This window comes from Citrobacter telavivensis (assembly GCF_041807075.1).
Lineage (GTDB): Bacteria > Pseudomonadota > Gammaproteobacteria > Enterobacterales > Enterobacteriaceae > Citrobacter_A > Citrobacter_A telavivensis.
Genome location: NZ_JBGUBF010000001.1, coordinates 1,153,638 through 1,173,087, shown reverse-complemented (window position 1 = coordinate 1,173,087; position 19,450 = coordinate 1,153,638). Strand labels below are relative to the sequence as shown.

The following is a 19,450-nucleotide window of genomic DNA, read 5'->3' as shown; positions in this document are numbered from 1 at the left end:
AATCCTCTGTTTTTCTATTCTTCACCCCATATAGCGGGTATTTACGCGGGTTTTCAAGAAACCATTTCGTTTAAGTGGTTGATATAACCATTCTGTGACCTTCGATGTCAAGACGCCGGAAGTGCAGCCCATAGGCTCGTGTTAAATGCGCCGGTGTCAGCACCTCATCACGCGGACCGCTGGCAAGCAGTTTCCCCTGTTTGAGCAACCATGCCCGATGCGCGTGACGCAAGGTATGATTCAGATCGTGACTACTCATCACGATGGCAATCCCCTGCTCACACAGGCGATTCAGAATGCGATCCAGCGCATTCTGTTGTGCAATATCGAGACTGTTCATGGGTTCATCGAGTAGCAGCAACTGCCCCTGCGGATTGGTCTCTGGCGCGATTTGCAGGATCACGGCGGCAAGGCGTACTCGCTGCCATTCACCGCCCGAGAGTTCCTTCGCATTGCGCCCGAGCTTGTCTGCCAGCCCCAGCGACTCGGCCACCGCAGTAAGCTGGTCAGTCCGCGTTTTGTCCGCCTGATGCAGCGTCAGAAAGTGCCATACCGGCATCGCAAAGGGCGGATTCTGCTGCTGCGCGAGATAAGCGCGATGCCGGGCAAGTTTGGCTGCGGGCCACGACGCCAGTTCAGTACCGGCCAGGGTGATGGTTCCCGCGCCACTGGTTAGGCCAGCCATTCGCGCCAGCAGCGTGCTTTTCCCGGCACCGTTCGGCCCGACCAGATGCAGGATTTCCCCCGCGCGGATCTCCCCACACAAAGGCCCCAACCGGGGGATATCGGCAACATCCTGTAACTGCATCAGTGAAGACATTATTTAGCCAACGCGAGTTTGATACTTTCCATGACGATAGGATCTTCCGGCGTCATATCAGGTGAAAAACGCTGTACTATCTTGCCATCCCGGCCCACGAGGAACTTCTCGAAGTTCCACAGGATATCGCCCGGATTAAGCGGCGCGCGCCCTTTGCTAACCATTCGCTCATAAAAACCGCTTCCTTCAGGGGCCACCGCCGTCGGCGCAGCGGCAATCAGCTTCTGGTACAGCGGATGGCGCCCGTCCCCGTTCACCTCAATCTTGCTGAACATCGGGAAGGTCACGCCCCAGGTCGTCGCACAGTAAGTTTTAATCTCATCTTCGCTGCCAGGTTCCTGTCCGAGGAACTGATTGCAGGGAAAGCCCAGCACGGTAAAGCCCCGATCGGCCCACGCTTTCTGAATATTTTCCAGTTGCTCATACTGCGGGGTCAGACCGCATTTTGACGCCACGTTCACCACCAGCAGCACATTGCCCGCATACTTTTCGAGGGTCGTGACCTCGCCATCAATCGTCGTCACTTCAGTGTTCAGAATCGAGTCTTGCATAGCCTCTCCAGGATCGTGAGTGATTCAAATACCAGCATCTAATCATAGACCGTCTTGTCATACCTAACGTCCGGCTTTGAGTAACAGCCAGATAAAGACCGGTGCCCCGAGCGTCGCGGTGACCACGCCAATCGGTAACTCAGCAGAAGCAAGCGCCAGCCGAGCCACTACATCCGCCAGCAGCAGCGCAATGGCGCCCGCCAGCGCGCAGGCAGGCAGCAGGACGCGATGGTCCGTTAAGCCGCGCAGGCGTAGAATATGGGGGATCACCAGGCCAATAAAACCAATGGCTCCCGCCAGCGCCACGCTCACCCCGACCATCCACCCGGTAGCGACCACCAACAAATTACGCCAGAACCACAGGGGAAGTCCCAGCTGTCGGGCAGACGTTTCTCCCAACGCCAGCATGTTCATTGCCTGTGACTGACAGCAGATCCACATCAGTACCGGGATCAGGGCCAGCATCAGCCAGGCCTGCTCCCAGTTGACGCCGCCAAACCCACCCATCATCCAGTACATTAACTGACGCAGATCGAATGAGGTTGAAAAATAGATGGCCCAGGTCATCAGGGCACTACAGATAATCCCCAGCGCCACCCCGGCAAGCAGCAGGCGACTGGTCGAAAGATGACGGCGGGCAAAACGCAAGAGGATCAGGGTAATGACCAGCGCGCCGACAATGGCACACAGTCCGAGCACCCAGTGTGGAAGCACGCCCTTCCCCAGCAGCACTGCGGCGATCAGTCCCACGCCTGCACCGTTGGAGACGCCGAGCAGCCCCGGTTCTGCAAGCGGGTTTTCAAACAGTGCCTGCATCACTGCGCCGGACAAGGCCAGCGCCGCCCCTACCAGCAGCACGGCCAGCGCGCGCGGAAGGCGAATTTGCCAGACAAAGAGTTCACCGCGCGGCGTCAGCCAGTCAGCAGGCGATATCCACTGCTCTCCGGCGCACAGACTTAACAGCAGTGTCAGTAGCATCAGTACCGACAGGCTCAGGATCCAGCGCACATGTTGTCGCTGTTGTTGACGGGCAAAAGTCAGCATGATTTCCGTTCAACTGAAAAAGATGTCATTGATTCTACGGTGCGACATCTTCGCAGAAAAGAAAAAAGGCCGCAAAAGCGGCCTTTTTGGTTAGATCTGATTACTCATCTTTGGGCGAAGCGTTTTCGACTCGGCTCTTTAACTTCTGTCCGGGTCTGAAGGTCACTACGCGCCGTGCTGTAATGGGAATATCTTCGCCCGTTTTCGGGTTACGTCCCGGACGTTGATTCTTATCACGCAGATCGAAGTTACCAAAACCAGAGAGTTTTACCTGCTCACCGTTTTCCAGAGCACGACGGATCTCTTCGAAAAACAGTTCGACCAGTTCTTTGGCATCCCGCTTGCTAAGCCCAAGCTTATCAAACAGATATTCTGACATTTCAGCTTTTGTAAGCGCCATAGGTTCAATCCCTCAATGATGCCTGGAATCGCTCTTTTAATGCCTCTACACATTTGGCGACGGTAGCGGCAATCTCCTCTTCTTCGAGTGTACGGCTGGTATCCTGAAGGATCAGGCTAATGGCGAGGCTCTTATACCCCTCCGCAACACCCTTACCACGGTACACGTCAAATAAGTTTACGCCAACTACCTGATTTACGCCAACTTTCTTACACTCGGATAAAATATCAGCAGCGGGAACGTTTTCTGCGACGACGACAGCGATGTCGCGACGGTTCGCTGGGAAGCGTGAAATCTCGCGCGCCTGAGGCACCACGCGGTCTGCGAGCTTGTTCCACTCCAGTTCGAACACCAGAGTACGGCCATTGAGATCCAGCTTACGTTCCAGCTCAGGATGAACAACACCAATGAAACCAATGCGTTCACCTTTCAGATAAATCGCTGCAGACTGTCCTGGATGCAGTGCAGGATTGGCCTCTGCTCTGAACTGAATGTCGCCGAGTTTACCGGTCAGATCCAACACCGCTTCCAGATCGCCCTTCAAATCATAGAAATCAACGGTCTCTTTTGCCAGGTCCCAGTGCTCATCGTAGCGGTTACCGCAGATAACGCCAGCCAGCATCAGATCCTGACGAATGCCCAGGTTGGCCTGGGTATCCGGCACAAAGCGCAGCCCGCTTTCAAAAATACGTACGCGGTTCTGCTGACGGTTCTGGTTATATACCACCGTTGCCAGTAACCCTGTCCACAGCGACAGGCGCATTGCCGACATTTCGATGGAGATTGGGCTTGGCAGCAGCAGCGCCTCTTCACCTGGGTGGAGCAACTGCTGTACTTTCGGATCGACGAAGCTATAGGTAATGACTTCCTGGTAGCCTTTGTCGTTCAGCAAGGTTTTCACACGTTTCAGCGACAGATCCGCTTCACGATGCGTCCCCATGATAAGACCGGCCTGGATGGGTTCGTCAGGGATGTTGTCGTAGCCATACACGCGGGCGACTTCTTCAACCAGGTCTTCTTCAATTTCCATGTCAAAACGCCAGCTCGGCGCAACGGCCTGCCACTCGCCTTCGCCTTCTGTCACATCACAGCCCAGACGACGCAGAATGTCGCTCACCAGCGCATCGGCAATGTGATGACCAATCAGGCGATCCAGTTTGCTACGGCGCAACGTAATGGTGGCACGCTTCGGCAGCGTCGCTTCATCCGTCACATCAATGACCGGACCGGCTTCGCCGCCGCAGATGTCCATCAGCAGACGGGTGGCACGTTCCATCGCTTTGTACTGCAGCGCAGGATCGACACCGCGCTCATAGCGGTGAGAAGCATCGGTATGCAGGCCATGACGGCGCGCACGACCGGTAATCGACAGCGGGCTGAAGAATGCACATTCCAGCAGCACGTTTTGTGTTTCATCGTTCACGCCTGAATGTTCGCCACCAAAGATGCCGCCCATCGCCAGCGCTTTCTGATGATCGGCAATCACCAGCGTATCTGCGTTCAGCTTCGCTTCACTGCCATCGAGCAGCACCAGCGTTTCGCCCTCTTTCGCCATGCGAACGACAATCCCGCCTTCAATGCGGTCTTTATCAAAGGCGTGCATCGGCTGACCCAGTTCGAGCAACACGTAGTTGGTAACGTCAACCACCGCATCAATGGAGCGAATACCGCAACGACGCAGTTTTTCTTTCATCCACAACGGTGTAGGCGCTTTCACATTGATGCCTTTCACCACACGACCCAGATACCGCGGGCAGGCGTCGGAGGCTTCTACGGTAATCGGCAGGACATCGCTGACAGTTGCCGCAACCGGCACGATTTCCGGCTCAACCAGCGGCGCTTTGTTCAGCACAGCCACATCGCGGGCCACCCCGATGATCCCTAAGCAGTCAGCACGGTTAGGCGTGACGCTGATCTCAATGGTATTGTCATTAAGCTTCAGATACTCGCGAATGTCGGTACCGATCGGCGCATCTGCCGGCAGTTCAATAATGCCGCTGTGATCGTCGGAAATGCCCAGTTCGGAGAAAGAGCACAGCATGCCTTCAGACGGCTCACCGCGCAGCTTAGCCGCTTTAATTTTAAAATCGCCCGGCAGAACGGCACCGATAGTCGCAACCGCCACCTTCAGCCCCTGACGGCAGTTTGGCGCGCCGCAGACGATGTCCAGCAGACGCTCACCACCGACGTTAACTTTCGTCACGCGCAGTTTGTCCGCATTTGGGTGCTGGCCGCATTCAACCACTTCACCCACCACCACGCCGTTAAATTCACCGGCGACCGCGTCAACACCGTCAACTTCCAGGCCTGCCATGGTGATTTGATTCGACAACGCGTCGCTGTCGATAGCCGGGTTTACCCACTCGCGTAACCACAGTTCACTGAATTTCATTGTTTTATCCTGCCTTTATTTAAACTGTTTGAGGAAACGCAGATCGTTTTCGAAGAACGCACGCAGGTCAGTGACACCGTAACGCAACATGGTCAGACGCTCCATACCCATCCCAAACGCAAAACCCGAGTAGATTTCCGGGTCGATGCCGACGTTACGCAGAACGTTCGGATGCACCATGCCGCACCCCAGCACTTCCAGCCATTTGCCGTTTTTACCCATTACGTCCACTTCTGCAGACGGCTCAGTAAACGGGAAATAGGAAGGACGGAAACGAATCTGCAAATCTTCTTCAAAGAAGTTGCGCAGGAAGTCATGCAGCGTCCCTTTCAGGTTGGTAAAGCTGATGTTGGTATCCACAATCAGGCCTTCCATCTGGTGGAACATTGGGGTATGCGTCTGATCGTAGTCGTTACGATACACGCGACCCGGCGCGATAATACGAATCGGCGGCTGCTTTTCTTTCATGGTACGAATCTGTACGCCAGACGTCTGGGTACGCAGCAGACGCGTTGCATCAAACCAGAAGGTATCGTGATCTGCACGGGCCGGATGGTGACCCGGAATATTCAACGCATCAAAGTTGTGGTAGTCATCTTCGATTTCCGGACCGGTCGCCACGGTGAAGCCAAGCTCACCGAAGAAGCTTTCAATACGATCGATGGTACGGGTTACCGGATGCAGACCACCGTTTTCAATACGACGACCAGGCAGAGAAACATCGATGGTTTCCGCCGCCAGTCGTGCATTCAGCGCGGCGTTTTCCAGATCCGCTTTACGTGCGTTGAGCGCCTGCTGTACCTGCTCTTTCGCTTCGTTAATCACCGCACCGGCTGCAGGACGCTCTTCAGGTGGCAGCTCGCGCAGAGTCGTCATCTGAAGGGTCAGGTGCCCTTTTTTGCCCAAATATTCGACGCGCACATTGTCTAACGCGGCAACATCTGACGCCTGGTTAATGGCCGCCTTCGCACTGGCTACCAGTTCTGCGAGATGTGACATGGTTTTCCTCATTGTGTCGGTGAAGACACCGGTTCGTTGAACGTAATCTCTCGATTTCGGGCACAAAAAAAGCCTCCATCAGGAGGCTTTTTTGCGCTGTTTTTCGTTTCTTCTTTCACGCGCTAGCCTCCCGGAGTCAGGTGCTAAAGTAAAAAAAGAAGCGGAAAATAGCAGCATTCATGCTTGCGTTACCTTGTGTGGTAAAACCGGAGAACCTTTATTGAAAAGGGTTACGGATCAATTGTCAACTCATTGACGGTACAACAAATAAAAGAGAGGGAGCCAGGCTCCCTCTTTTCACTGGCTTATGCCAGAGCTGCTTTCGCTTTTTCGACCAGAGCGGTGAACGCTACTTTGTCGAATACTGCGATGTCAGCCAGGATCTTACGGTCGATTTCAACAGAGGCTTTTTTCAGGCCGTTGATGAATTTGCTGTAAGAAATACCGTTCTGACGTGCTGCTGCGTTGATACGCGCAATCCACAGTTGACGGAACTGACGCTTACGTTGACGACGGTCACGGTAAGCATACTGACCTGCTTTGATAACGGCCTGGAAGGCAACGCGGTATACGCGAGAACGCGCACCATAGTAGCCTTTGGCTTGTTTCAAAATTTTCTTGTGACGTGCGCGTGCAATTACACCACGTTTTACGCGAGCCATATGTGCTCTCCTGTATCTATTCTGATTTGCCCTTCATCTTTCACCACGGTGAAATCGATTGGGCATTAAAAAGTTAAAAAAAACGTTAACGGCTTATGCGTACGGCAGGCACGCGATAACCAGGCCCAGATCGCCTTTAGAAACAAGGCCTTTTGGACGCAGGTGACGTTTACGCTTAGTCGATTTTTTGGTCAGAATATGACGCAGGTTTGCGTGCTTACGCTTAAATCCACCACCACCGGTTTTTTTGAAGCGCTTAGCAGCACCGCGTACGGTCTTAATTTTTGGCATTTTAATAACTTCCACTTCGCATTGTTAATAAACGAAACATAGGCGAACAACGGCTGTGGAACCCGCAGGCTCCACAGACATTGCTACTTGAAGGCCTTACTGTTTCTTCTTAGGAGCGAGCACCATGATCATCTGGCGGCCTTCGATCTTCGTAGGGAAGGATTCGACTACTGCCAGTTCACTCAGATCGTCACGGACGCGCGTCAGCACTTCCATACCAATCTGTTGGTGGGCCATCTCACGACCGCGGAAACGCAGCGTGATCTTGGCCTTATCGCCATCTTCCAGAAAGCGAATCAGGCTGCGGAGTTTTACCTGATAGTCGCCATCATCGGTACCAGGACGGAATTTAATTTCCTTAACCTGGATAACTTTTTGCTTTTTCTTCTGTTCCTTAGAAGACTTACTCTTTTCATAAAGGAACTTGCCGTAGTCCATGATACGACAAACTGGCGGTTCGGCGTTAGGGCTGATTTCAACTAAATCTACTCCAGCTTCTTCAGCTTTTTCGATAGCTTCTCTCAGACTCACAATACCCAAAGCTTCGCCTTCCAGACCTGTTAAGCGAACTTCCAGGGCGCGAATCTCGCCATTGATACGATTCGGACGTGCCGTTTGAACTCGTTTTCCGCCTTTAATACCTTATTCCTCCAGTTGTTGAAGACTGCGGCTGCGAATCTCTTGTTGCAGCTTCTCAATCACTTCACTTACGTCCAGGCTGCCCAAGTCTTTGCCACGACGGGTACGCACGGCAACTTTGCCTGCTTCTACCTCTTTGTCGCCACAGACCAACATGTAAGGGACACGACGTAAAGTGTGCTCGCGGATTTTAAAGCCTATCTTCTCATTTCTCAAGTCTGCTTTTACACGAATGCCCGCATTTTGTAGTTTCTGCGTCAATTCGTTAACGTATTCAGACTGTGAATCGGTAATGTTCATCACCACTACCTGAACCGGCGCAAGCCAGGTCGGGAAGAAGCCGGCGAACTCTTCAGTCAGGATACCGATGAAACGTTCCATAGACCCAAGAATTGCGCGGTGAATCATAACCGGTACCTGACGCTCGTTGTTTTCGCCCACATACGAGGCGCTCAGACGAGACGGCAGAGAGAAGTCCAGCTGTACAGTACCGCACTGCCATGCGCGATCGAGACAGTCATACAGGGTAAATTCAATTTTCGGACCGTAGAACGCGCCTTCACCCAGTTGGTATTCAAATGGGATATTGTTTTCTTCCAGCGCAACGGCCAGATCCGCCTCAGCACGATCCCACATTTCATCGCTACCGATACGTTTTTCGGGACGAGTGGAAAGTTTGACGACGATTTTCTCGAAGCCAAAGGTGCTGTACATATCGTAGACCATACGGATGCACGCGTTAACTTCATCGCGGATTTGCTCTTCAGTACAGAAGATATGCGCATCATCCTGGGTGAAGCCACGCACACGCATCAAACCATGCAGCGCACCTGACGGCTCGTTACGGTGGCAGCTACCAAACTCTGCCATACGCAGCGGCAGGTCGCGGTAGGATTTCAGGCCCTGATTAAAGATCTGTACGTGACCCGGACAGTTCATCGGCTTGATGCAGTATTCACGGTTCTCAGAAGAGGTGGTGAACATCGCATCTTTGTAGTTGTCCCAGTGCCCGGTTTTTTCCCACAGCACACGGTCCATCATGAACGGCCCTTTCACTTCCTGATACTGATACTCTTTGAGCTTGGAGCGCACAAAGACTTCCAGTTCGCGGAAGATAGTCCAGCCGTCGTTATGCCAGAACACCATACCCGGCGCTTCTTCCTGCATGTGATACAGGTCAAGCTGCTTACCGATTTTACGGTGGTCACGTTTTGCCGCTTCTTCCAGACGTTGCAGATAAGCACTGAGGGCTTTTTTATCTGCCCAGGCCGTTCCGTAGATACGCTGCAACATCTTGTTATCGCTGTCGCCACGCCAGTATGCGCCTGCGGTTTTCATCAGTTTAAAGTGATGGCAGAAGCGCATATTCGGCACGTGCGGACCACGACACATATCGACATATTCTTCATGATGATACAAACCAGGTTTGTCATCATGGGCAATGTTTTCATCAAGAATGGAGACTTTATAAATCTCGCCACGCTTCACGAAGGTTTCACGCGCTTCGTGCCAGCTGACTTTTTTCTTAATGACATCGTAATTTTTCTCAGCGAGCTCGTGCATCCGCTTCTCGAGCGCATCGATATCTTCCTGGGTCAACGTACGGTCAAGGTCCACATCATAGTAGAAACCATTGTCGACAACCGGACCGATAGCCATTTTGGTATTTGGCCAAAGTTGTTTGATCGCATGACCTAACAGGTGTGCACAGGAGTGACGAATGATCTCCAGCCCTTCTTCATCTTTTGCGGTGATGATAGAGAGCGTCGCATCATTTTCGATCAGGTCAGAAGCATCAACCAGCTCGCCATTAACGCGGCCAGCGAGGGTGGCTTTCGCCAGACCAGGACCGATGTCCAGAGCAACATCCATGGGGCTTACAGCGTGGTCGTAATGGCGTTGACTGCCATCAGGAAGAGTAATAACAGGCATGTTATGTCCTTATTTGCAGTGGTGACCCATACGCAAGATCACATACAAAGAGAAAATTTGTTTGTTTACAGTTAGTTGTGAAGCCATCTAACCAACAATTGCTAAATTGGCACACAATCTGGGACACATCAGCATTCGCTACGCGAGCGCTGCAATGTGGTCGAACGATGGTAACACTAAAAAAAGGGAGAATGCACCCTTCCGTTATATATTGGGATGAGTCACGAGGTTAGCATGCGTTTTTCCCCTCTGACAGAACGACATGTCGATGTCCCCGGCCTCGTGACTGGCGGATTGGTACAATACCGCTCACGTTATCAAACATAAGATCCCGGTTCGATAACAAAACAGGATAACGAGTCATGAGCGATATTTTAAAAGCGGCATTTATTTTTGTTGCGCCTCACGCGGTGGCTGAGACCCATAACGCCTGGGTAAAAACCGAACAGGTGCAGGTGAAAACGATCGCGGTGAGCGATTATCAGCAGGCGGGTAAACTCCTTGATGCGCTCTATGACGAGGGGATCCGGGCGATTGAATTGTGTGCGGGTTTCGGCCATCTTGGTGTTGCACATATGGTGAAAGCGGCAGCAGGCCGAATGCACGTAGGCGTCGTTCGCTTTGACCTTCATCCGGGGCTGGGGAACCAAAGTGGAGACAGTCTGTTTGAATAAGGCATTGAGTCGGAGGTAAACAGCGACATGCAACGACGCAGCGCGCCCAGTCCGGCGCTGGCTGACTGGATAGCCCATTTCTGGTGCTGGCAACTGTCAGCAGGGACGCCCATGCCCACGCTTTTTCCCGGGACCGGAGGCGAACTGCTGCTCAACCTGGGCGATCCTCTGCGCATTGCGACGATACCGCTTGATAGCCAACAGACAGCAAATTGCCTTATTGTCCCAAAGGGCGAGGCTGTCCTGCTTCGCCCGCGCAGGTCCAGAATGACATTCATCCCCCGGGGAGAAATCGATTTATTGTCAATCCGACTGCGTTCTGCCACCTGCTTCCCCCTCCTGGGTATCGCGATGGATGAACTGGATGATGTTCCCGTTTCCTTCACCGATCTGGGTTTACGTTGGGCGATCCCGGAACTGATTAATTTACCGTATGAAATGCGCATCAGCCGGTTAGAACGCTGGCTGCTGGCCATTACTGACCGTTGCCATCTGGCGAACACCGCGCTCATTCAGGCGGTGAACCGACTGTATTATGGGGATGCTTTCTCGACGCTCCGTAACCAGTTGGGGTTGACTGAACGGACAATGCTACGACGCGTTCATCAATTTACTGGCGTCGATGCACGCTATTTTTGCCGCACAGCGCGATTTCAGAGAACGCTGCGCCAGCTGCTGACAGAAGGCGATGTTCTGAACAGCGCGCTCAACCACGGCTACTACGATCAGGCCCATTTCATCAAAACATGTCGCCTCTATACCGGCCTGACGCCGACTGAACTTTTGAAGCTTCAGTACCGGCAGCCTAATTACTATACCAACGCGCTTGCAGAGCAGGTGCCATAGCCCCCTCCTTTTCCTTCCCTGTTGGACGATGCAAGATGCATATCCATTCACTGATTGGCTGACAGTTTTGTTACACTAGGATTAACCGTCTGGAACCGACAGGAAATAAATGATGCCATCAAATCGCTTCGCCAAAAAACACTGGAAAATGGTGGTCGTCCTGATCGTCATCTGTGGTGCAATGCTATTGCTACGCTGGGCAGCAATGATTTGGGGATAGCGGCGAAACAGCGCCCCGTCGCGTCAGACGTCGAGATTCTGGCGAAGTGAATATTCTGGATAAAAGCGTGGCGGGTGAATTGTCATCAAACACCGTAATAAAAAAAGCCAGACTGGAGCACAGTCTGGCCTCGGCTTACATCCGGTAGCCCAGAGAGACGGTTGTACGTCTGTCCGTGTGCTCCGGCGCCGTCTCCGGCGGTTCTGAGTTCCACGTCACGTTGTACGCCACTTTCAGGCCAAAATGCTCATTGATTGCCACATTCAGCGCCGTCTCGGAGTTCAGCGTTGTATCTTCAGCACCGAACACCGACACGCCTTGCGTAAATTTGGTGTTGTCTGAAATCTGCCATGCATACGCGCCAGAGGCATAGCCCAGCGGCTGGGTTTCCGTCTTGCCATCAGTATGTTCGTCGTAACGTACGCCCGGACCGAATTCAAAACGGAAGCTATGTACGGGACCGTTAAGGAACTGGCGACCATAACCGGCGGTGAACACATCGCGCTCACGGTAGCCGTTATAACGGTCCGTCAGCCAACTCGCCTGGCCGAAAAGGTAGTCATAATCGGTCACATTGTAACGACTACGACCGCCAACAGCATATTTCTCTGAAGAGCGTTCATCATTGGAAGACGTATTGCTCGCATTCCCCCACAGTGACCAGGCCGTTGATTGTCCGTACCAGGTCATGGTCGTGTCCGCGGTCAAAGAAGAACTTTTCGTGTTGCCTGACTGCGCAAGGTAACCGGCGTTGAGATTGCCTTCGAAGGGTTTCTTCGCACTTGAGGGGTCATCCATGACAGTAAAAACGGAATCATCGGCAGTTGCATACATCGACGCAAACACGCCTCCCGCCAGCAGAATGGCAGCGGGAACTGTCTTTAAAAGCTTCATTTATAAAGAGTCCGTACAACAAAAAAAGAGACCATTACGGTCCCGGAAACTTTCAGAGGGATCAATGGCTAACGCCCCAGGAAAGGTAACAAATTATAAAAAGGCTCGAATAACATAGCAATGAATTCTTATTTCATTTTTTGAATAAGAGAGCTCTCAAAACAATTAAATATTTATATAACCTTACGGCAAATAAAATAAATAAACTTTAATTAATCATATTGTTAATGACTTCACTTTAGGCCTATTCGGTGCCAGACTGAATGCAGCCTAACAGGAGGTAACGATGGTACGTATCTATACGTTGACGCTTGCGCCCTCTCTCGATAGCGCAACGATCACCCCGCAAATCTATCCCGAAGGGAAACTCCGCTGTACTGCCCCGGTATTTGAGCCCGGTGGTGGAGGCATTAACGTCGCTCGCGCCATTGCCCATCTGGGCGGAACCGCGACCGCCATTTTCCCCGTCGGCGGCGCAACCGGCGAACATCTGGTCGCCCTGCTTGCCGATGAAAACGTTCCGGTAGCAACCATTGATGCAAAAGACTGGACGCGTCAGAACCTGCATGTTCATGTCGAATCCAGCGGCGAGCAGTATCGCTTTGTGATGCCCGGCGCGGCATTGAATGACGATGAGTTTCGCCAGATAGAAGAACAGGTGCTGGAGATCGAGTCCGGCGCCATTCTGGTGATCAGCGGCAGTTTGCCGCCGGGTGTCAAAGTCGAAAAACTCAGCCAGTTGATTACCGCCGCGCAGAAACAGGGGATCCGCTGCATCATTGACAGCTCCGGCGACGCGCTGACGGCCGCGTTAGCCATTGGCAATATTGAACTGGTCAAACCCAACCAGAAAGAACTGAGCGCGCTGGTGAACCGCGAGCTCACCCAGCCTGATGACGTGCGCAAAGCGGCGCAGGAAATTGTCCGCAGCGGCAAAGCGCAGCGCGTCGTCGTCTCTCTCGGTCCCCAGGGCGCGCTGGGCGTGGACAGCGAAACCTGCGTGCAGGTCGTACCGCCGCCGGTTAAAAGCCAGAGCACCGTTGGCGCAGGCGACAGCATGGTGGGGGCAATGACCCTCAAACTGGCTGAAGGCGCCTCGCTTGAAGATATGGTGCGCTTCGGCGTTGCGGCCGGTAGCGCCGCGACCATCAACCAGGGAACGCGCCTGTGCTCCCACGACGACACGCAGAAAATCTACGCTTACCTTAGCCAGCCATAATGATTTCCCCCTCTTTTCGAGGGGGAATTTCGCCCAAACCTGTCGGCATACGCGTTCACCGTCTATGCTACAAACTCATGAGATTACAAAGGGGTGTCAAATGGCCAGTGGGGATATCACCCGATATGTTGTTACCATCACGTTCCACGAGGACTCCTTAACGGAAATAAATGAACTGAACAACCATCTCACCCGTGCCGGTTTTCTGCTCACGCTCACGGATGATGACGGGAATGTGCACGAGCTGGGAACCAATACCTTTGGGTTGATTAGCGCCCAGAGTCTGGACGAGGTCAAAGCGCTGGCCGCAGGGCTGGCTGAAAGTGCGTTAGATAGAGCGCCGGAGGTCAGCGTGGTGACCTGGGAAGAGTGGGAACACAGCGGACAATAAATGCCATTCCCGCGAAAACACGTCCACGGTGTGCGTTAGTTCGTGTTTTTTAACCGCATCTTTGCGCTAACCTTATGATCTGGCAGACAACATGGGGAGAGACATCATGTGGCAGGCTATCAGTCGTCTTTTAAGCGAGCAACTCGGTGAAGGCGAAATCGAACTGCGTAACGAACTGCCTGGCGGAGAGATTCATGCCGCGTGGCATTTACGCTATGCGGGACGCGATTTCTTCGTTAAATGTGATGAACGGGAACTGCTTCCGGGCTTTACGGCAGAAGCCGATCAATTAGAACTGTTATCACGCAGCCATACGGTGACGGTCCCCAAAGTGTGGGCGGTAGGTGCGGATCGTGATTACAGCTTTCTGGTGATGGATTATCTCCCTCCTCGTCCGCTGGACGCGCATAGTGCGTTTATTCTGGGGCAACAGCTTGCCCATCTGCATGAATGGAGCGATCAGCCGCAGTTTGGGCTGGATTTCGATAACGCGCTTTCGACCACTCCGCAACCCAATGCCTGGCAACGCCGCTGGTCAACCTTCTTTGCCGAACAGCGCATTGGCTGGCAACTTGAACTGGCGGCGGAAAAAGGCATCGCCTTTGGTAATATCGACGCCATTGTCGAACATGTGCAACAGCGTCTCTCCTCTCACCAGCCGCAGCCCTCTTTGCTGCACGGCGATTTGTGGTCAGGGAACTGCGCGCTGGGGCCAGACGGTCCGTATCTGTTTGATCCGGCCTGTTACTGGGGAGACAGAGAGTGCGATCTGGCAATGTTGCCGTTGCATACCGAACAGCCGCCGCAAATTTATGATGGTTATCAGTCGGTGTCGCCACTGCCGTTAGATTTTCTCGACCGACAGCCGGTGTACCAACTGTATACCCTGCTCAACCGGGCAAGACTGTTTGGCGGTCAACACCTGGTGATTGCACAGAAGGCAATGGACAGACTCCTCGCGGCGTAATAATGGCTGGCATCAAAGGCCGCCGGACGGCGGCCTTTTTGTTCAGACAAATCCCAGCAGCGAAAAGAATACATATCCGAGAACGATGATAATCACCGGCAGGATATAGAGCGGGAAAAACTGCAGAAAAATCGTATGATGCGGTACCACAATGCGCGACTCAATCTGTTCGCGAGACAGTCCTTCGCTGCCCTTGGCTTTCTCCAGAATCAACTGGTCTTCGACGCCTTCACGTAAAAACCGCGCCTGGCGACTCATGCGCGCGCCGGAATCCTGCATCGCCAGCCCGATAAAAATCAGCGCAAAAATCAGCCAGAACAAAATGTTCAGGCTATTGTGAAAATCCGGCGTCGGCGAGTTGTACCAGAAGAGGTTCAGAAACGGGGTATTCACTCGCATCATATCAATCATGACATGGGTAAAATCGAGCATCACCGCGTTAATTCCTTCCTGCTTTTCGCTGTGCGCATACATAAATTTCAGGGCTGAAATCAGCGTGGAGAGGAGTGTCGGGATAAATATCACCCATCCTAAGATCCTTTTTAACACTGCTATGCGTCCAGCTTGTTGATACGTCATGAGTTCCCCTTGATGAAGACGCGTCGTTTTGGCTTAAGTCTACCTGCTGATAACCCTTTTCGCCCGATCTTTAAAAACGTTATGATAGCGGCTAACGCTGATTACCCTACATTTAATGCTCAACAGGAGAGGTTGTAATGTCAACCCCGCGTCAAATTCTTGCGGCAATATTCGATATGGATGGATTACTGATTGATTCCGAGCCGCTGTGGGATCGGGCTGAACTGGACGTACTGTCCAGCGTCGGCGTCGATATCACTCGTCGTCATGAACTCCCGGATACGCTGGGGCTGCGCATCGATATGGTGGTTGATCTCTGGTTTGCCCAGCAACCGTGGAACGGGCCGAGCCGCCAGGAGGTCACCGATCGCGTCATTACCCGCGCTATCGCCCTGGTTGAAGAGACGCGTCCGCTATTGCCTGGCGTCAAAGAGGCTATCGCGTTGTGTAAAGCGCAAGGTTTGAAGGTGGGACTGGCGTCAGCGTCCCCTCTGCATATGCTGGAAAAAGTCCTGGCGATGTTTGACCTGCGGGAGAGCTTCGATGCCCTCGCCTCTGCGGAAAAACTGCCCTACAGCAAACCCCATCCTCAGGTTTATATCGACTGTGCGGCAAAACTGGGCGTCGACCCGTTATGCTGTGTCGCGCTGGAAGATTCCGTCAACGGCATGGTGGCGTCTAAGGCAGCACGGATGCGCTCTATCGTCGTGCCGGACAAAGAGGTGCGACACGATCCGCGCTATATCCTCGCCGATGTCAGGCTCAATTCACTCACGGAACTGACCCTCGCCGATTTGCGCGGCTAACCGGAAGCGGGCAATGGCGACATTGCCCGCCTCGTCAGACAGTTAATAAATTTAAAACAACGTTTCATTTTTAATTGTATTCCTTCCGTTCCTCTCCTATCCTTCCTTCAGGGCACATAACAGATAAAAACGGATAGCCGAGGTCATTATGATTCTGGATGCATTTTGTCTCACAGGTAAAGTCGCCATCGTCACCGGTTGTGATACCGGACTTGGACAAGGGATGGCGGTTGCGCTGGCGCAAGCCGGTTGCGACATCGTCGGCGTGAACCGCAAAATTCCTCATGACACCGCCGCCAAAGTCGACGCGCTGGGACGTCGTTTTCTCACCATTCAGGCCGACCTGAGCCAGCAGGAGATCATCGCGGGCGTTGTCGCCCAGGCGGTTGAGAAATTCGGTCACATCGACATTCTGGTGAACAACGCCGGAACCATTCGTCGCGAAGACGCGCTCAATTTCAGCGAAAAGGACTGGGACGAGGTGATGAACCTGAATCTCAAGTCGCTCTTCTTTCTCTCCCAGGCCGTGGCACGCCAGTTCATCGCTCAGGGCCAGGGCGGCAAAATCATTAATATCGCCTCAATGCTATCGTTTCAGGGCGGGATTCGCGTCCCGTCCTATACGGCCTCAAAGAGCGGCGTGCTGGGCATTACCCGACTGTTAGCCAACGAGTGGGCGCAGCATCAGATTAACGTCAACGCCATCGCCCCCGGCTACATGGCGACCAACAATACCCAACAACTGCGGGAAGATGCCGGGCGCAATCAAGAGATTGTCGATCGCATCCCGGCAGGTCGCTGGGGAACGCCAGAGGATCTGCAAGGCCCGGTCGTTTTCCTCGCATCACTCGCGTCGGATTACATCAACGGCTATACGCTTGCCGTCGATGGCGGTTGGTTAGCGCGATAAACGCGCAGTATTGACAAAGAGTTACAACGTCACCACTTCCGCCCACTGTATAAAAATCCTATACTGTACGAATTCACAGTTTATCAGGTTTTATCATGACGGCGGAAGGTCACCTCCTCTTTTCAATTGCCTGCGCGGTGTTCGCTAAAAACGCGGAGCTGACGCCCGTGCTCGCACAGGGTGACTGGTGGCATATTGTTCCCTCCGCGATTCTGACCTGTCTGTTACCGGACATCGATCACCCAAAGTCATTCCTCGGTCAGCGCCTGAAATGGGTTTCGAAACCGATCGCCCGGGCGTTTGGTCACCGCGGATTTACCCACAGTCTGTTGGCCGTCTTTGCGCTACTGGCCACCTTCTACCTGAAAGTACCGGAGAGTTGGGTCATCCCCGCCGACGCCTTACAGGGCATGGTGGTGGGCTATCTGAGTCATATTGCTGCAGACATGCTGACGCCAGCGGGCGTCCCCCTGCTCTGGCCCTGTCGCTGGCGCTTTCGCCTGCCGATTCTGGTCCCGCAGAAGGGTAATCAGCTGGAGCGATTTCTCTGCATGGCGCTGTTTGCCTGGGCGGTATGGATGCCACAAACCTTGCCCCAGAACAGTGCAGTTCGCTGGTCATCCGATATGATTAACACGCTGCAATGGCAGTTCAACCGCTTTATAAAGCATCAAATCGACCAGTAAAACAGCGGAAATAGCGTTTTTGGCATAAACAATTCCATTTGAATATAAGAGCCAGGTCACAGTTCTGCTAACCTTGCGACAGCAGGATCGCTGTGACACAGCGGGACGAATAATAAAATCAGGAGAACGGGGATGAATTTTCCATTAATCGCGAACATCGTGGTGTTCGTCATTCTGCTGTTTGTGCTGGCGCAAGCCCGTCATAAACAGTGGAGTCTGGCAAAGAAAGTACTGGTTGGTCTGGTCATGGGCGTGGTCTTTGGCCTTGCGCTGCACACCATTTATGGTTCTGACAGCCAGGTGCTGAAAGATTCCGTTCAGTGGTTCAACATCGTCGGTAACGGCTACGTTCAACTGCTGCAAATGATCGTTATGCCGCTGGTCTTCGCCTCGATTCTGAGCGCGGTCGCCCGTTTGCATAATGCCTCTCAGTTGGGAAAAATCAGCTTCCTGACCATCGGTACTCTGCTGTTCACCACGCTGATTGCCGCGCTGGTCGGGGTGCTGGTGACCAACCTGTTTGGTCTGACCGCCGAGGGTCTGGTACAAGGTGGCGCAGAGACGGCACGTCTGAATGCCATTGAAACCAACTATGTCGGTAAAGTGGCCGATCTCAGCGTTCCACAGCTGGTGCTCTCGTTTGTACCGAAAAACCCGTTTGCCGATCTGACCGGCGCGAACCCAACCTCTATCATCAGCGTGGTGATTTTTGCCGCCTTCCTCGGTGTCGCGGCACTGAAATTGCTCAAAGATGACGCGCCAAAAGGCGAACGCGTGCTGACCGCTATCGACACGCTGCAAAGCTGGGTGATGAAACTGGTTCGCCTGGTCATGCAGTTAACGCCATACGGCGTCCTGGCGCTGATGACCAAAGTGGTGGCCGGTTCCAACCTGCAGGACATCATTAAGCTGGGCAGTTTTGTTATCGCCTCTTACCTCGGTCTGGGCATTATGTTCGTCGTCCACGGCGTGCTGCTGGGCGTAAACGGCGTGAGCCCGCTCAAGTACTTCCGCAAAGTGTGGCCGGTTCTGACCTTCGCCTTCACCAGTCGCTCCAGCGCGGCCTCTATCCCGCTGAACGTGGAAGCGCAAACCCGCCGTCTGGGCGTGCCGGAATCTATTGCCAGCTTCGCCGCCTCCTTCGGTGCGACGATCGGCCAGAACGGCTGTGCCGGTTTGTATCCGGCCATGCTGGCCGTTATGGTGGCGCCGACGGTTGGCATTAACCCGCTGGATCCGCTCTGGATTGCGACGCTGGTCGGTATTGTTACCGTCAGCTCCGCCGGGGTAGCCGGTGTCGGTGGCGGCGCCACTTTCGCTGCGCTGATTGTACTGCCGGCGATGGGCCTGCCTGTCACGCTGGTCGCGCTGCTCATCTCCGTTGAGCCGCTGATCGACATGGGTCGTACCGCACTGAACGTCAGCGGTTCGATGACCGCCGGTACGCTGACCAGCCAGTGGCTGAAGCAAACCGATAAAACCATTCTGGATGGTGAAGACGACGCCGAACTGGCGCATCACTGAGTAT

Annotated in this window: 23 protein-coding genes and 1 other annotated feature; of the genes, 10 read left to right on the top strand and 13 right to left on the bottom strand. The window is 53.5% G+C overall.

The window, feature by feature from the left end:
• Positions 1–70: 70 nt before the first annotated feature.
• From btuD to thrS, 11 genes are all read right to left on the bottom strand, one after another.
• On the bottom strand, positions 71–820 hold the full coding sequence (gene btuD / locus ACERJC_RS05635; protein ID WP_373671222.1) for a vitamin B12 ABC transporter ATP-binding protein BtuD: 750 nt from the start codon (positions 818–820) through the stop codon (positions 71–73).
• The gene (locus ACERJC_RS05630; RefSeq protein WP_373671221.1) at positions 820–1,371 is read right to left on the bottom strand and encodes a glutathione peroxidase; all 552 of its coding nucleotides are present in this window, start codon (positions 1,369–1,371) and stop codon (positions 820–822) included. Before ACERJC_RS05630 ends, btuD begins: the two co-directional genes overlap by 1 nt.
• A gap of 63 nt (positions 1,372–1,434) precedes the next feature.
• Positions 1,435–2,415, bottom strand: coding sequence for a vitamin B12 ABC transporter permease BtuC (gene btuC / locus ACERJC_RS05625; RefSeq protein WP_373671220.1), 981 nt, complete (start codon positions 2,413–2,415; stop codon positions 1,435–1,437).
• A 100-nt stretch (positions 2,416–2,515) separates the two neighbouring features.
• Positions 2,516–2,815 carry an integration host factor subunit alpha gene (ihfA, locus tag ACERJC_RS05620; protein ID WP_001229265.1) on the bottom strand — a complete coding sequence of 100 codons (300 nt, stop codon included), beginning with the start codon at positions 2,813–2,815 and terminating at the stop codon, positions 2,516–2,518.
• Between the two features lie 4 nt (positions 2,816–2,819).
• Positions 2,820–5,207 (bottom strand): phenylalanine--tRNA ligase subunit beta, encoded by a 2,388-nt coding sequence (gene pheT, locus ACERJC_RS05615; RefSeq protein ID WP_373671219.1) that lies wholly within the window; start codon positions 5,205–5,207, stop codon positions 2,820–2,822.
• A 15-nt stretch (positions 5,208–5,222) separates the two neighbouring features.
• Positions 5,223–6,206, bottom strand: a complete 984-nt coding sequence (gene pheS, locus ACERJC_RS05610) for a phenylalanine--tRNA ligase subunit alpha (RefSeq protein WP_152404906.1) — start codon at positions 6,204–6,206, stop codon at positions 5,223–5,225.
• A gap of 62 nt (positions 6,207–6,268) precedes the next feature.
• Positions 6,269–6,392: a sequence feature (Phe leader region), on the bottom strand.
• On the bottom strand, positions 6,343–6,387 hold the full coding sequence (gene pheM / locus ACERJC_RS05605; protein WP_001386830.1) for a pheST operon leader peptide PheM: 45 nt from the start codon (positions 6,385–6,387) through the stop codon (positions 6,343–6,345). (Overlaps the previous feature by 45 nt.)
• A 119-nt stretch (positions 6,393–6,511) precedes the next feature.
• The gene (gene rplT, locus ACERJC_RS05600) at positions 6,512–6,868 is read right to left on the bottom strand and encodes a 50S ribosomal protein L20 (protein WP_000124850.1); all 357 of its coding nucleotides are present in this window, start codon (positions 6,866–6,868) and stop codon (positions 6,512–6,514) included.
• Between the two features lie 93 nt (positions 6,869–6,961).
• Complete coding sequence (gene rpmI / locus ACERJC_RS05595) at positions 6,962–7,159, bottom strand: 50S ribosomal protein L35 (RefSeq protein ID WP_003030583.1); 198 nt, start codon at positions 7,157–7,159, stop codon at positions 6,962–6,964.
• A 96-nt stretch (positions 7,160–7,255) separates the two neighbouring features.
• Positions 7,256–7,798: a translation initiation factor IF-3 gene (gene infC / locus ACERJC_RS05590; protein ID WP_052746887.1), complete on the bottom strand. Its 543-nt coding sequence runs from the start codon at positions 7,796–7,798 to the stop codon at positions 7,256–7,258.
• 3 nt (positions 7,799–7,801) lie between these two features.
• On the bottom strand, positions 7,802–9,730 hold the full coding sequence (gene thrS / locus ACERJC_RS05585) for a threonine--tRNA ligase (protein WP_043000876.1): 1,929 nt from the start codon (positions 9,728–9,730) through the stop codon (positions 7,802–7,804).
• Between the two features lie 362 nt (positions 9,731–10,092).
• Between thrS and ACERJC_RS05580 the strand changes: the two genes are divergently transcribed.
• The 3 genes from ACERJC_RS05580 (at position 10,093) to yniD (ending at position 11,470) form a co-directional block, all read left to right on the top strand.
• A complete protein-coding gene (locus ACERJC_RS05580) occupies positions 10,093–10,404 on the top strand; it encodes a DUF6506 family protein (RefSeq protein ID WP_178823266.1) in 312 nt (103 codons plus the stop codon).
• A 27-nt stretch (positions 10,405–10,431) separates the two neighbouring features.
• Complete coding sequence (locus tag ACERJC_RS05575) at positions 10,432–11,250, top strand: helix-turn-helix domain-containing protein (protein ID WP_373671218.1); 819 nt, start codon at positions 10,432–10,434, stop codon at positions 11,248–11,250.
• 112 nt (positions 11,251–11,362) lie between these two features.
• Positions 11,363–11,470, top strand: coding sequence for a small membrane protein YniD (gene yniD, locus ACERJC_RS05570; protein ID WP_086512613.1), 108 nt, complete (start codon positions 11,363–11,365; stop codon positions 11,468–11,470).
• 135 nt (positions 11,471–11,605) lie between these two features.
• On the opposite strand, the gene ACERJC_RS05565 is transcribed toward yniD, so the two are convergent.
• Positions 11,606–12,364 (bottom strand): DUF481 domain-containing protein, encoded by a 759-nt coding sequence (locus ACERJC_RS05565; protein ID WP_152404909.1) that lies wholly within the window; start codon positions 12,362–12,364, stop codon positions 11,606–11,608.
• 286 nt (positions 12,365–12,650) lie between these two features.
• Here ACERJC_RS05565 and pfkB point away from each other — a divergent pair, with 286 nt between their 5' ends.
• The 3 genes from pfkB to ACERJC_RS05550 all read left to right on the top strand — a co-directional run bounded on the left by pfkB (position 12,651) and on the right by ACERJC_RS05550 (position 14,941).
• Positions 12,651–13,583 (top strand): 6-phosphofructokinase II, encoded by a 933-nt coding sequence (pfkB, locus tag ACERJC_RS05560; protein ID WP_152404910.1) that lies wholly within the window; start codon positions 12,651–12,653, stop codon positions 13,581–13,583.
• Positions 13,584–13,683: 100 nt separating this feature from the next.
• Positions 13,684–13,974 (top strand): type V toxin-antitoxin system endoribonuclease antitoxin GhoS, encoded by a 291-nt coding sequence (gene ghoS, locus ACERJC_RS05555; protein WP_286633154.1) that lies wholly within the window; start codon positions 13,684–13,686, stop codon positions 13,972–13,974.
• Positions 13,975–14,080: 106 nt separating this feature from the next.
• Positions 14,081–14,941 (top strand): fructosamine kinase family protein, encoded by an 861-nt coding sequence (locus tag ACERJC_RS05550; protein WP_046479718.1) that lies wholly within the window; start codon positions 14,081–14,083, stop codon positions 14,939–14,941.
• 42 nt (positions 14,942–14,983) lie between these two features.
• On the opposite strand, the gene ACERJC_RS05545 is transcribed toward ACERJC_RS05550, so the two are convergent.
• Positions 14,984–15,520 carry a YniB family protein gene (locus ACERJC_RS05545; protein ID WP_178824886.1) on the bottom strand — a complete coding sequence of 179 codons (537 nt, stop codon included), beginning with the start codon at positions 15,518–15,520 and terminating at the stop codon, positions 14,984–14,986.
• A gap of 137 nt (positions 15,521–15,657) precedes the next feature.
• On the opposite strand from ACERJC_RS05545, the gene hxpB reads away from it, so the two are divergent.
• From hxpB to tcyP, 4 genes are all read left to right on the top strand, one after another.
• A complete protein-coding gene (gene hxpB / locus ACERJC_RS05540) occupies positions 15,658–16,326 on the top strand; it encodes a hexitol phosphatase HxpB (protein ID WP_152404913.1) in 669 nt (222 codons plus the stop codon).
• A gap of 148 nt (positions 16,327–16,474) precedes the next feature.
• The gene (gene kduD / locus ACERJC_RS05535; protein ID WP_373671217.1) at positions 16,475–17,236 is read left to right on the top strand and encodes a 2-dehydro-3-deoxy-D-gluconate 5-dehydrogenase KduD; all 762 of its coding nucleotides are present in this window, start codon (positions 16,475–16,477) and stop codon (positions 17,234–17,236) included.
• Between the two features lie 95 nt (positions 17,237–17,331).
• The gene (locus ACERJC_RS05530; RefSeq protein ID WP_042319395.1) at positions 17,332–17,922 is read left to right on the top strand and encodes a metal-dependent hydrolase; all 591 of its coding nucleotides are present in this window, start codon (positions 17,332–17,334) and stop codon (positions 17,920–17,922) included.
• Positions 17,923–18,054: 132 nt separating this feature from the next.
• Entirely contained in the window at positions 18,055–19,446 is a 1,392-nt protein-coding gene (gene tcyP / locus ACERJC_RS05525) for a cystine/sulfocysteine:cation symporter (protein WP_286633151.1), read from the top strand.
• Positions 19,447–19,450: the final 4 nt, after the last annotated feature.